Annotated in this window: 11 protein-coding genes; 5 read left to right on the top strand and 6 right to left on the bottom strand. The window is 70.7% G+C overall.

Going from position 1 to position 12,685, the window contains the following annotated elements; translation table 11 throughout:
* Both lysA and AB0M99_RS07185 read left to right on the top strand, forming a co-directional pair.
* Window positions 1–1,314, top strand: coding sequence for a diaminopimelate decarboxylase (gene lysA, locus AB0M99_RS07190; RefSeq protein WP_365917657.1), 1,314 nt, complete (start codon window positions 1–3; stop codon window positions 1,312–1,314).
* 35 nt (window positions 1,315–1,349) lie between these two features.
* Window positions 1,350–3,176 (top strand): FAD-dependent oxidoreductase, encoded by a 1,827-nt coding sequence (locus AB0M99_RS07185; protein ID WP_365917656.1) that lies wholly within the window; start codon window positions 1,350–1,352, stop codon window positions 3,174–3,176.
* A gap of 84 nt (window positions 3,177–3,260) precedes the next feature.
* On the opposite strand, the gene AB0M99_RS07180 is transcribed toward AB0M99_RS07185, so the two are convergent.
* From AB0M99_RS07180 to AB0M99_RS07170, 3 genes are all read right to left on the bottom strand, one after another.
* A complete protein-coding gene (locus tag AB0M99_RS07180; RefSeq protein WP_365917655.1) occupies window positions 3,261–4,922 on the bottom strand; it encodes a phospho-sugar mutase in 1,662 nt (553 codons plus the stop codon).
* Between the two features lie 28 nt (window positions 4,923–4,950).
* Window positions 4,951–5,757: a purine-nucleoside phosphorylase gene (locus AB0M99_RS07175; RefSeq protein ID WP_365917654.1), complete on the bottom strand. Its 807-nt coding sequence runs from the start codon at window positions 5,755–5,757 to the stop codon at window positions 4,951–4,953.
* 191 nt (window positions 5,758–5,948) lie between these two features.
* Window positions 5,949–6,386: a gamma-glutamylcyclotransferase gene (locus tag AB0M99_RS07170; RefSeq protein WP_069921661.1), complete on the bottom strand. Its 438-nt coding sequence runs from the start codon at window positions 6,384–6,386 to the stop codon at window positions 5,949–5,951.
* Window positions 6,387–6,559: 173 nt separating this feature from the next.
* Between AB0M99_RS07170 and AB0M99_RS07165 the strand changes: the two genes are divergently transcribed.
* Window positions 6,560–7,999 (top strand): NAD(P)H-quinone dehydrogenase, encoded by a 1,440-nt coding sequence (locus tag AB0M99_RS07165; protein ID WP_365917653.1) that lies wholly within the window; start codon window positions 6,560–6,562, stop codon window positions 7,997–7,999.
* A gap of 175 nt (window positions 8,000–8,174) precedes the next feature.
* Complete coding sequence (locus tag AB0M99_RS07160; protein ID WP_365917652.1) at window positions 8,175–9,125, top strand: DeoR/GlpR family DNA-binding transcription regulator; 951 nt, start codon at window positions 8,175–8,177, stop codon at window positions 9,123–9,125.
* Window positions 9,126–9,206: 81 nt separating this feature from the next.
* Here AB0M99_RS07160 and AB0M99_RS07155 read toward each other — a convergent pair whose 3' ends face one another.
* Complete coding sequence (locus AB0M99_RS07155; protein ID WP_365917651.1) at window positions 9,207–10,970, bottom strand: biotin carboxylase N-terminal domain-containing protein; 1,764 nt, start codon at window positions 10,968–10,970, stop codon at window positions 9,207–9,209.
* Window positions 10,971–11,346: 376 nt separating this feature from the next.
* On the opposite strand from AB0M99_RS07155, the gene AB0M99_RS07150 reads away from it, so the two are divergent.
* Window positions 11,347–11,820 (top strand): hypothetical protein, encoded by a 474-nt coding sequence (locus AB0M99_RS07150; protein WP_365917650.1) that lies wholly within the window; start codon window positions 11,347–11,349, stop codon window positions 11,818–11,820.
* On the opposite strand, the gene AB0M99_RS07145 is transcribed toward AB0M99_RS07150, so the two are convergent.
* Window positions 11,801–12,409, bottom strand: coding sequence for a nucleoside triphosphate pyrophosphatase (locus AB0M99_RS07145; RefSeq protein ID WP_365917649.1), 609 nt, complete (start codon window positions 12,407–12,409; stop codon window positions 11,801–11,803). The genes AB0M99_RS07150 and AB0M99_RS07145 overlap by 20 nt on opposite strands.
* A 73-nt stretch (window positions 12,410–12,482) precedes the next feature.
* Window positions 12,483–12,617 carry a hypothetical protein gene (locus AB0M99_RS07140; protein WP_365917648.1) on the bottom strand — a complete coding sequence of 45 codons (135 nt, stop codon included), beginning with the start codon at window positions 12,615–12,617 and terminating at the stop codon, window positions 12,483–12,485.
* Between the last annotated feature and the right edge of the window lie 68 nt (window positions 12,618–12,685).

Genomic DNA, 12,685 nt, shown 5'->3' with positions numbered 1-12,685 from the left:
GTGAACGGTCGCGGGCATCTGGAGATCGGCGGATGCGATGCCCTGGACCTGGCGAAGGAATACGGGACGCCGGTCTACGTGATCGACGAGTCGGATGTACGTGCCCGATGCCGCAGCTATGTCGAAGCGTTCGGCTCGGAATGGCCCTTCATCGATGTCGCCTACGCCTCGAAGGCGTTCCTGGTGGGCGAGATGGTCCGGCTCGCGGTGGACGAGGGTCTCAGTCTCGACGTCGTATCGGCCGGCGAGCTGCGCCTCGCGCTCTGGGCCGGCGCGGAACCTTCGAAGATCACGTTCCACGGCAACTACAAGACCCGGGAAGACATCGAGCTGGCGGTGCGCAGCCGGGTCCGGTCCCTGGTGGTCGACTGCATCGACGAAGTCGACGTCATCGATCACTACGCCCGGGAACACGACCACGTCCAGGCCGTGGACATCCGTCTGAATCTCGGGATCGACATCAACACCGATCCCAAGTACACGACGGGCAGCCTGGAGTCGAAGTTCGGGCTGCAGACACGGAACGGCGACGCGGCCGCCGTCATCGCGAAGATCCTCCGGTCCGGCGCGCTCCGGCTGCGCGGCCTGCACTTCCACCTCGGTGCGCAGGTGCTGGAGACGAAGTATCACCGACAGGCGCTGTACGACGTGGGCGAATTCATCCGGACGGTCGGTGCCACCGTTCCATGGAGGCCGGAAAGCATCACGATCGGGGGTGGTATGGGGGTCAATTACGACGGAGTCTCGACCCCGCCCACGCCCGCGGAATGGGCTCGGGACGTCGTCTCCGTGTTCGCCCGGCAGGTGGCCCCCCACTGCGCCGAGAACGTGGTGCTCGGAATCGAGCCGGGCAGGTCGATCATTGCCGAGGGCGGGACGACGCTGTACACCGTCGGTCCGACGAAGAAGAGCGGAACACGTCGGCTGGTGGCCGTCGACGGCGGTTTGTCGGACAATCCGCGCCCGATCATGTACCAGTCGGTGCACAACGTCGTCCTCGCGTCGAATCCCGAACTGGTGGGTGCGCGGCTCCACGAGTCGAGGATCTTCGGGCGGCACTGCGAGACGGACAAGCTGATCGACAGTGTGATGCTGCCCGAACTGCCGCCCGGTGAGGTACTGGCCGTCCAGTGCACCGGAGCGTACACCCACTCGATGTTCAACCAGCACAACAGGTTCGACAAACCGCCCGTCGTCTTCGTCAGGGACGGCGAATCCCGGCTCGTTGTTCGCAGGGAAACATTTTCGGAAACGATTCTGACGGAGATCCAGGGCGCAACAGCCAATTCTTTTGATAAGTACGTGGAGAACTAGTGCGTTTCGCTGTCGCAATCCCGGTTTCGCCGGCCATGACCGAGTCCCTGGCCGACGACGGCGTCCAATGCCGTTCAGACCTGCACGGGGCGGACGACCTCACCCTTGCCGCCGCCCTCGGTGAACTCCGCCCGAATGCGCTCATCACCGACCGCCCGGCCGGCCGTGAAGTCCTGCGCCTCTGGCGTGAGGCGATGCCCGACGAGCCGATCGCCCTGATCCGGCTCTCCGCATCCCACGGCACGCTCAGGCGTCTTCCGACCATGCACGCGCGACCGACATCGGCGATCCTTCCGTTCAGCATTCCGATGTACACCGTTCCGCGGCAGCCCGGCGCCGAGGACTGCGCTGACGAGGACGCGAACGTATGGGAGGCGCTCGCCGTCGCCGAACGGTTCGCGCAGGACCGCGAACTCTCCATCGAACTGCCCCGGTTATCGCGGCGGTCGCCGGGCTCGGCACCCGCCCGTGGGCGGGAGTCGGTCCTGGTGATCGGCGGTGGCGTCGTGAACCTGATGACCGCACGCGCGCTCCACACCGAGGGCTACGAGGTCACGATCGTCGACGCTGCGCCGGACCCGCGAACCGGTCGGCCCTGGCAGGAATACGGCACGTCGCGCGGCGGCGGCAACGCACGCATGTTCACCTACACCGAAATGGACGACTACCACGCGAAGTCGGCCGACGAGCTGGAGTGCATGACGGTCTTCGACCGCCCGCCGGCTCAACTCGGCTGGGACGTCCGCCGCTACGACACCGAGGAGGACCGGCAGTGGGTGCAGGACTTCCAGCGCGTCCAGCCCTGGCTGGCAAAGGCCTACAACGGTGACATCCTCGGGCTGAACAGGAGGAGCGGGGAACTGTGGCAGGCCTGGCTGTCCACGCAGCCGCAACTGTTCGACCAGGTGGAACTGCGTCATGACATCCTGCGCCTCTATCAGGACCCGGCGCAGCTGGCGGCCGCCCGGTACCGACAGGAGGCAGTGGGCGCCACCGTCGCCTCCTGCACCCCCGCCGAGATCCGTGAGAGGTTCCCGGCACTGGCACATGCCGCCCCGCAGGCCTTCGCCGGCGGCATCGTCGTCGAAGGCTTCACCGTCAACGTCCACGACTTCATGGCCCGCCTGCTCGACTCCATGGAGGCCGGCGGCGTCCGCATGCGCTTCGGGCTGCGCGTCGAGGAGATCATGCGGGACGAGAGCTCCGCGGTGACCGGCGTGCTGACCGCCGACGGCCCGCTGGTCTACGACCACTACGTGGTGTCGCCCGGCGTCGACAACGACTCGTTGCGCCGCCAGATCCCGTCCCTGCGGCAGGTCCATGGAGTCCTCGGCTGCTGGGCCACGATCCCGAACAGCGTCCCCGGGCTCGAACACTCACTGAAGGTGGCGCGGCGCGGTCACACAGCGGAGGACGCGAACGTCACCGTGGGCCGTGACGAATTCGGAGAGGACGTGCTCATGGTGGGCTCCGGCTACGGCTGGACCGGGAGCGACCCGCACAACATCGACGAGCGGAAGCTGGAGGACATCCACGCCGCCGTCGCGGATACGGTGCGGATCCTCTTCCCCGAGGCCTACGAGAGCGTCGGCGGCCGGGACGGGCTGCGCCGTACGCAGAAGCACTGCGTACGGCCCTGGACCGCCTCGAACCTCGGAATCTTCGACATCGGCGCCGCGAGCAACGGGGCGTTCGTCGTCTCGGCAGGGCACAACACCGGTGGCTTCGCCCAGGCGCCCGTCATCGCCGAAGCGGTCGTGCACGCGGTGCAGGGGACCCGGCACCCCATGCACACGCTCTACCATCCGCTCCGGACGCAGCGCACGGTCAACGCGATGGCCGGGCTCGGCGGTACGCCGTAGCACCGGGCCCCTGATGCGCGAAGGCCCCCCGAGCGGGTGCTCGGGGGGCCTGGCCCCGCCGGACGGAGTCCGGCGCGGGAAGGATCAGATGCCCATCGACACCGCTAGGTCCTTCTTGATCGCGTCCAGGATCTCCTGGCCGCGGGTGCGGGCCGCGGCCAGGTCCGAGGCCTCCGCCACCGGGACCACGACCTCCAGGTAGCACTTCAGCTTCGGCTCCGTGCCCGACGGGCGGACGATGACCCGGGCCTTGTAGTCCCCGTCGAGGTAGTACCGCAGGCCGTCCGTCGGCGGGAGGGCGGCCGAACCGACCGACAGGTCCTCCGCCGAGACCACCCGCAGGCCCGCGAGCGAGACCGGGGGCTCCGCGCGCAGCGCCGCCATCGCCGAGGCGATGACCGACAGGTCCGATACGCGGACCGACAGCTGGTCGGTGGCGTGCAGCCCGTGGGCCATGGCCAGGTCGTCCAGCAGGTCGGTCAGGGTGCGGCCCTGCTCCTTCAGCTCCGAGGCCAGCTCCGCCACCAGCAGGGCGGCGGTGATGCCGTCCTTGTCGCGGACGCCCTCGGGGTCCACGCAGTAGCCGAGCGCCTCCTCGTAGCCGTAGCGCAGGCCCTCGACGCGGGAGATCCACTTGAAGCCCGTGAGGGTCTCCTCGTAGCCCACGCCCGCCGCCTCCGCGATCCGGCCGAGGAGCGAGGAGGAGACGATGGACTCGGCGAAGACGCCCCGCGCACCCTTGTGCACCAGGTGGGCGGCCAGCAGCGCGCCGACCTCGTCGCCGCGCAGCATCCGCCAGCCGGAGGCGGCCGAGTCGTCCGGGACGGCCACCGCGCAGCGGTCGGCGTCCGGGTCGTTCGCGATGACGATGTCCGGGTTCACCCGGGCGGCCGTCGCGAAGGACAGGTCCATCGCGCCGGGCTCCTCCGGGTTGGGGAAGGCCACCGTCGGGAAGGCCGGGTCCGGCTCGGCCTGCTCGGCGACGAGCACCGGCTCCGGGAAGCCGGCGCGGGCGAAGGCCGCCAGGACGACGTCCTTGCCGACGCCGTGCATGGCCGTGTAGACGGTGCGCACGCCCCGGGGGGACCCCGGGGTCAGGACGGCGTCCGTGCGCGCCAGGTAGGCCTCCAGGACCTCGTCACCGAGGTCCTCCCAGCCGGACTCGGGGCGCGGGACGTCGGCCAGGGCCGCGATCCGGTCGATCTCCGCCGCGATCTCGGCATCCGCAGGGGACACGATCTGCGAGCCGTCGCCGAGGTAGACCTTGTAGCCGTTGTCCCGGGGCGGGTTGTGGCTCGCGGTCACCTCGACGCCGGCGACGGCACCCAGGTGCCGTATGGCGTACGCGAGGACGGGCGTCGGCAGCGGGCGGGGCAGGACGGCCGCGCGCAGTCCCGCGCCGGTCATCACGGCGGCGGTGTCGCGCGCGAAGTCCGCCGACTTGTAGCGGGCGTCGTAGCCGACGACGACCAGGCCGCCGGCGTGGCCCTGGGCCTTCAGGTAGGCCGCCAGGCCCGCCGCGGCCCGGATGACCACGGCGCGGTTCATCCGCATCGGACCCGCGCCGAGCTCGCCGCGCAGTCCGGCGGTGCCGAACTGGAGCATCCCGGAGAACCGGTCCGCGAGCTCGGCGGTGTCGCCGGCCCCGATGAGCTTGCCGAGTTCCTCGGCCGTCTCCCGGTCGGGGTCCTCGGCCAGCCAGGCCTGGGCCCGGGTGATCAGGTCGTCCTGTGCCTGTTCCTGCACTACTTCCGCCTTACCTCTCGTATGTCGGTCAGATGCGGGCGAGGACCTGGGTCAGCAGCGTGCCCATGCGCGCGGCCGAGTCGCGGCCGGCCTGGAGCACCTCTTCGTGGTTCAGCGGCTCTCCGGAGAGGCCCGCCGCCAGGTTGGTGACCAGGGAGATGCCGAGCACCTCGGCGCCGGCCTCACGGGCGGCGATGGCCTCCAGCACGGTGGACATGCCGACCAGGTCGGCGCCCATCACGCGGATCATGTTGATCTCGGCCGGGGTCTCGTAGTGCGGGCCGGGGAACTGGACGTAGACGCCCTCTTCGAGGGTCTCGTCGATCTCCTTGCACATCGCGCGCAGCCGCGGCGAGTACAGGTCGGTCAGGTCCACGAAGTTCGCGCCGACGATCGGCGAGGTGGCCGTCAGGTTGAGGTGGTCGCTGATCAGGACGGGCTGGCCGGGCTTCATGCCCTCGCGCAGGCCGCCGCAGCCGTTGGTCAGGACGACGGTCTTGCAGCCGGCGGCGACGGCGGTGCGGACACCGTGGGCGACGGCGGCGACGCCGCGGCCCTCGTAGTAGTGGGTCCGGCCGAGGAAGACCAGCGCGCGCTTGTCGCCGATCTTGTACGAGCGGACCTTGCCGCCGTGGCCCTCGACGGCGGCGGGCGGGAAGCCGGGCAGCTCGGTGACGAGGAACTCGGCCTCGGGGGCGCCGAGCGCCTCCGCGGCGGGGGCCCAGCCGGAGCCCATCACGAGGGCGACGTCGTGGGTCTCGGCGCCGGTCAGCTCGCGCAGACGGGCGGCTGCGGCGTCGGCGGCGGCGAAGGGGTCGGTAACAGATGCGTTCACGCGGACGAGCGTAGCCGCTCAATCCCTACGCGCGTAGATGGCACAGCTCACGGTGTTCGGATCGTTGCCTTGTCGTTTCCGCCGAATCGTCCCCGACGGGTGTTTCCGGCACCCGCCGCCGCCCAGGCCGCGCCCCCCGGAACCCCGCCCGGCCGGAGGGCCGACGGAGCCCGGCGCGCGTCAGGAAGGGGTCAGCACGGGCGCTTGCGCAGTTCCATCACGTAGTCGTGCGGAGCACCCGCGGACTCGGCCGCGTCGGCGATCTCGCCCAGGTAGCGCGCCGACGGCAGACCGCCCTCGTAGCCGTTCAGGACGTACACCCAGGCCGCCTCCTCGCCGTCCAGCGTGTGCACGCGCACCCGCATGCGGCGGTAGATGTCGAGCCCGACGCCCTCCCACCGGTCCATGGAGTCCTCGTCCAGTGGAGCGATGTCGTACAGGGCGACGAACACCTGGTGGCGCGGGGCTTCGACGATCGTGGCGAGTGCGCCCTCCCAGCCCATCTGCTCGCCGCCGAAGGTCAGCCGCCAGTCGTTGATCCAGCCCGTGCCGCGCAGCGGCGAATGCGGAGCGCGGCGCGTCATCAGCCGCGGGTCGAGGTTGCCGGCGTACGCGGCGTAGAGCGACATGAGGTCGAGGGTACGGGAGGGGCGGCCCGGGCCGCCCGCCCGGATGGCGGGACCGGGCGCGAAGCACCTTGATGCGTGCGGGACAATGGGGCACGGAATGCATCCCCCGGGGAGACCCCCCGGAACCCCGGCCGGGGCGGCAGCCGGCCGGGTAGACGTGAGGCGGACTTTTCGTGACCCGGATCGTGATCATCGGCGGCGGACCCGGCGGGTATGAGGCGGCCCTCGTGGGGGCACAGCTCGGCGCGGAGGTGACCGTCGTGGACTGTGACGGCCTCGGCGGCGCTTCGGTCCTGACCGACTGCGTACCTTCCAAGACCCTCATCGCGACCGCCGAGGTCATGACGACCTTCGACTCGTCGTACGAGGAACTCGGCATCGTCGTCGCGGACGACACCCCGCACATCGAGCAGGCCGCGCGCGTGGTCGGCGTCGACCTCGGCAAGGTGAACCGGCGCGTCAAGCGCCTGGCGCTCGCCCAGTCCCACGACATCACCGCCTCCGTCACCCGGGCCGGCGCCCGCGTCGTACGGGGCCGCGGCAAGCTCGGCGGGCCGCAGGGCATCGACGGCACGCGGGACGTCATCGTCACCGCCGCCGACGGCTCCGAGACGATCCTGACCGCCGACGCCGTGCTGATCGCCACCGGCGGCACCCCGCGCGAGATCCCGGACGCGATGCCCGACGGCGAGCGGATCCTGAACTGGACCCAGGTCTACGACCTGGAGGAGCTCCCCGAGGAGCTCATCGTGGTCGGCTCCGGCGTGACCGGCGCCGAGTTCGCCGGCGCGTACCAGGCCCTCGGCTCCCGGGTCACGCTGGTCTCCTCCCGCGACCGCGTGCTGCCCGGCGAGGACCCGGACGCGGCCGCCGTGCTGGAGGACGTGTTCCGCCGCCGCGGCATGAACGTCATCGGGCGCTCGCGCGCCGAGTCCGCCAAGCGCGTCGGCGACCGCGTCGAGGTCACCCTCTCCGACGGGCGGGTCATCTCCGGCACCCACTGCCTGATGGCCGTCGGCGCCATCCCGAACACCAAGAACATGAACCTGGAGGAGTCCGGGGTCCGGCTCAAGGAGTCCGGGCACATCTGGACCGACAAGGTCTCGCGCACCTCGACGCCCGGCGTGTACGCGGCCGGCGACGTGACGGGCATCTTCGCCCTCGCCTCCGTCGCGGCCATGCAGGGCCGTATCGCGATGTACCACTTCCTGGGCGACGCGGTGGCCCCGCTGAACCTCAAGACGGTGTCCTCGAACGTCTTCACCGACCCGGAGATCGCCACCGTCGGCTACACGCAGGCCGACGTCGACTCCGGCAAGATCGACGCCCGCGTGGTGAAGCTCCCGCTGCTGCGCAACCCGCGCGCCAAGATGCAGGGCATCCGCGACGGCTTCGTGAAGCTGTTCTGCCGCCCGGGCACCGGGATCGTGGTGGGCGGCGTGGTCGTCTCGCCCCGGGCGAGCGAGCTGATCCACCCGATTTCGATCGCCGTCGACAACAACCTGACGGTCGAGCAGATCGCAAACGCGTTCACCGTGTACCCCTCGCTGTCCGGATCGATCGCCGAGGTGGCGCGCCAGCTGCACACGCGGAAGGCCGCCGGGGAGGCCTGAGCCCGGCCAACCGCCGTGTGCCGCAAGGGGTTTGAGGTGGGGCGGCGACCCGTGGTGTGAAGTTCACGCGGTCGCCCGGCCCCGTATACCACTAGTCGCCTCACCTTATGGACAACTTCGGTATTCCGGCGCAAAGAGCTGAAAGCAGACGGTCGTTGGGGTTACTGTCAGTTTCGTGTTCGCTGCAGAACGTCGCCAATTGATCCTCGAAATGGTGCGGGCCAACGGAGCGGTATCGCTCCGGGAGCTCGCCCGCGTCGTCCAGACCTCCGAAGTGACCGTACGGCGGGACGTGCGGGCACTGGAGGCCGAAGGACTCCTCGACCGCCGACACGGCGGTGCGGTATTGCCGGGCGGTTTCACGCGGGAGTCCGGCTTTCCGCAAAAGTCCCATCTCGCGACGGCGGAGAAGACCGCCATTGCCGATGTCGCCGCCGGCCTCGTCGAAGAAGGCGAGGCCGTCGTCGTCGGCGCGGGCACCACGACCCAGGAGCTGGCCCGCCGGCTCGCCCGGGTGCCCGGCCTGACCGTCGTCACCAACTCGCTGCTCGTCGCCCAGGCGCTGGCCCATGCCAACCGGGTGGAGGTGGTGATGACCGGCGGCACCCTGCGCGGGTCCAACTACGCCCTCGTGGGGAGCGGTGCCGAGCAGTCCCTGCAAGGGCTGCGGGTCTCCCGGGCCTTCCTGTCCGGGAGCGGGCTGACCGCCGAGCGCGGGCTGTCCACGTCCAACATGCTCTCCGCGAGCGTGGACCGGGCGCTGGTGCAGGCGGCGGCGGAGGTGGTGGTGCTGGCCGACCACACGAAGCTCGGGACGGACACGATGTTCCAGACCGTGCCGACCGACGTCATCACCCGGCTGGTGACCGACGAGCCGCCCGCGCACGACGACCGGGCGGCGACGGAGCTCCAGGCGCTGGCCGACCAGGGCGTGCAGATCACCGTGGCCGGGTCGGCCGCCTCCGGCGGTGGCGAGGGGATGGTCGGGCGGCGCCCGCGCCGGGACTCCCCGCTGCCGGTGCAGCGCCGCGGCGGGCCGACGGCGCAGCTGCGCACTGCGCCTGCGGCGATGCTGGAGCAGCAGGCGGGGGAGCGGGCGCGGGTCGCGGACATGCGGCGCCGCTGAAGACCGAACGCCGGTGGGGCTGCGAAAGCAGCCCCACCGGCGTTTGAGGTGCGGGGTCCGGTGCGGAGCCCCGTAAGGACGTCAGTCCTTGATCTCACAGATCGTCGCGCCCGCCGTCAGCGAGGCACCGACCTCCGCCGAGAGGCCGACGATGGTGCCCGTGCGGTGGGCGTTGAGCGGCTGCTCCATCTTCATGGCCTCCAGGACGACGATCAGGTCGCCCTCGTTGACCTGCTGGCCCTCCTCGACCGCGACCTTGACGATCGTGCCCTGCATCGGGGACGCGAGGGTGTCGCCGGAGGCGGCCGGGCCCGACTTCTTGGCCGCGCGGCGCTTCGGCTTCGCGCCGCCCGCCGCCGCCGTGCGGGCCAGGGTCATGCCCAGCGAGGACGGGAGCGAGACCTCCAGGCGCTTGCCGCCGACCTCGACGACCACCGTCTCGCGGCCCGGCTCGTCCTCGACGTCGTCCGCGGCGGGGACCACGAACGCCGGGATCTCGTTGACGAACTCGGTCTCGATCCACCGGGTGTAGACCGTGAACGGGTTGCCGTCCGCCGGGGCGAACGCCGGGTCCGCGACGACCGCGCGGTGGAACGGGATGGCCGTGGCCATGCCCTCCACCTCGAACTCGGCCAGCGCGCGCGCCGCCCGCTGCAGGGCCTGCTCGCGCGTGGCACCCGTGACGATCAGCTTGGCGAGCAGGGAGTCCCAGGCCGGGCCGATGACCGAGCCGGACTCGACGCCCGTGTCGAGGCGGACGCCCGGACCCGTCGGCGGGGCGAACTTGGTGACCGTGCCGGGGGCCGGCAGGAAGCCGCGGCCCGGGTCCTCGCCGTTGATGCGGAACTCGATGGAGTGGCCGCGCAGGACCGGGTCCCCGTAACCGAGCTCCTCGCCGTCGGCGATGCGGAACATCTCGCGGACCAGGTCGATGCCGCTGACCTCTTCGGTGACCGGGTGCTCGACCTGAAGACGGGTGTTGACCTCCAGGAAGGAGATCAGGCCGTCCGCGGAGACCAGGAACTCGACCGTTCCGGCGCCGACGTAGCCGGCCTCCTTCAGGATCGCCTTCGAGGCGGCGTACAGCTCGGCGTTCTGGGCCTCGCTCAGGAACGGCGCGGGGGCCTCCTCCACCAGCTTCTGGTGGCGGCGCTGGAGCGAGCAGTCACGGGTGGAGACGACGACCACGTTGCCGTGGGAGTCGGCGAGGCACTGGGTCTCGACGTGCCGCGGCTTGTCGAGGTAGCGCTCGACGAAGCACTCGCCGCGGCCGAAGGCGGCGACCGCCTCGCGGACGGCGGACTCGTAGAGCTCCGGGACCTCTTCGAGGTTCCGGGCGACCTTCAGGCCGCGACCGCCGCCGCCGAAGGCGGCCTTGATCGCGATCGGCAGGCCGTGCTCCTTGGCGAACTCGACGACCTCGTCCGCCCCGGAGACCGGGTCGGGCGTGCCGGCCACGAGCGGCGCACCGGCGCGCTGCGCGATGTGCCGGGCGGCGACCTTGTCGCCGAGGTCGCGGATGGCCTGCGGCGGCGGTCCGATCCAGATCAGGCCCGCGTCGATGACGGCCTGCGCGAAGTCGGCGTTCTCGGAGAGGAAGCCGTATCCGGGATGGATGGCGTCCGCGCCGGAATCGGCGGCGGCCTGCAGGACCTTGGAGATGTCCAAGTAGCTGGCGGCCGGGGTGTCACCGCCCAACGCGAACGCTTCGTCGGCCGCGCGGACGTGCAGAGCGTCCCGGTCCGGGTCGGCGTAGACGGCTACGCTCGCGATCCCGGCATCCCGGCAGGCCCGAGCAACGCGGACTGCGATTTCGCCACGGTTGGCGATGAGCACCTTGCGCACGATGGCTCCCTCCTTGAAACAAGCTGAGTTTAGGGACAGCCCACACGGCCTTTCGACCCTTCTCCAGAGGTGACCTTGCCCACACGGAGTGTGATTCGAGTCCACCTCGAGCCGAAAAAACCCAAGTGGCGCCCCAGGTCAGGGGGATCCCCGACTGCACAGTAACCCTGTCGTGTGCCCAAGGTCTCTGTGCGGCCGGTCAGCGGCCCCGGGTGATTCTTTGTCGAGTCCCTACGAACGGCCCACACATTCCTTGCGTGGCCGGTGCACGGGTGCCCCACCGTAACGAAGCTGCCCCGACCCCTTGTCCGCGGGTTTACCCGTTAGTAGCCTCCAGGCGTCGAACAGGCTTGTGCTTGTGGGGGGTGGGGGCGTCGTGGGTGTGGGTGTCGTGCTGCGCAGACTCGTGGCCGCAGTGGCCGGAATCGCACTGTTGGCCGAAGCGGCGGTGCTCGTTTTCGTCCACATCGTCCTCGGGCGGACCACGCACAACCAGTCGATGTCCATAGCGGGCATGGATCCGGATGTCATGTCCAAGGCAACGTACGCAATGGGGGCGGGCATGGGCGCCTTCCTCCTGCTCTGCGCCGCCCTCCTCGCCGTCGCCGCGATCCGCGACCGGGCCCCCGGCCGCTTCGCCCGCGTCGTGCTCGTCGGCGCCGCCGTGACCCACGGACTGCTCGGCGCCATCGCCGTGGGCCTCTTCGGCTGGATCGTCTTCACCGCGCTGATGGTGATGCTCTGCCTGCTCGTACTGAGCCTGATGCTCTACGCGGCCAAGGGTGCCGGGGGCGGCGGAGACGGCGGCGCGGCCGCCCCGCAGAGGGGTCTCACGCCCACAAGTCCGTGATGGACACGCCCAGTTCCGCGAACAGGGAGCGGAGCAGCGGCATCGAGATCCCGATCACATTGCCGTGGTCCCCGTCGATGCCCTCGATGAACGGCGCCGACAGCCCGTCCAGGGTGAAGGCGCCCGCCACGTGCAGCGGCTCCCCGCTCGCCACGTACGCCGCCACCTCCGCGTCCGTCGGCTCGCCGAAGCGGACCGTCGTCGAAGCCGTGGCCGAAACCTGACGTCCGGTGGCCGTGTCGATCACGCAGTGCCCGGTGCGCAGTACGCCGGCCCGCCCGCGCATCGACTTCCAGCGGGCCGTGGCCTCCTCGGCGTCCGCCGGCTTGCCCAGCGCCTCGCCGTCCAGCTCCAGCACCGAGTCGCAGCCGACCACCAGGGCGCCCGCGGCCTCCTCCAGGGCCGCCACGACGCCCGCCTTGGCCTCCGCCAGGGCGAGGGCCAGGTCGGCCGGGTTGTCGTGGTTCAACGTGTCCTCGTCGAAGCCGCTGACGATCACGTGCGGGGCGAGCCCGGCCTGGCGCAGCAGGTTCAGCCGCGCGGGCGAGGCGGAGGCGAGGATGAGGGCGTGGCGGGTTTCGGCAGTCATGCCCGCCATCGTAGGGGCGGGCCGGAACACGTCCTAGAAGCCCCTGGAACCCCCTCGATGCGCCTGGAAACCCCTAGAAGCCGCCGATGCCCAGGACGTAGACCACGACGAGCATCGCGATGACGACCACGACGGTCATCCGCCGGAGCATCGTCTGGACGTCGCGCATCTCCTTGGGCGGCTCGTCCTTCGGGTCTGACCAGAGCATGCTCCGATCCTGTCCCGGAGACGGGTGTGGCGCCTGAGTACGGGTACTCAGGCGCCACACCCAGTTCG

The sequence above is a fragment of the Streptomyces sp. NPDC051183 genome (assembly GCF_040682455.1).
Taxonomy (GTDB): domain Bacteria; phylum Actinomycetota; class Actinomycetes; order Streptomycetales; family Streptomycetaceae; genus Streptomyces.
This window is presented reverse-complemented; position numbering and strand designations above follow the sequence as displayed.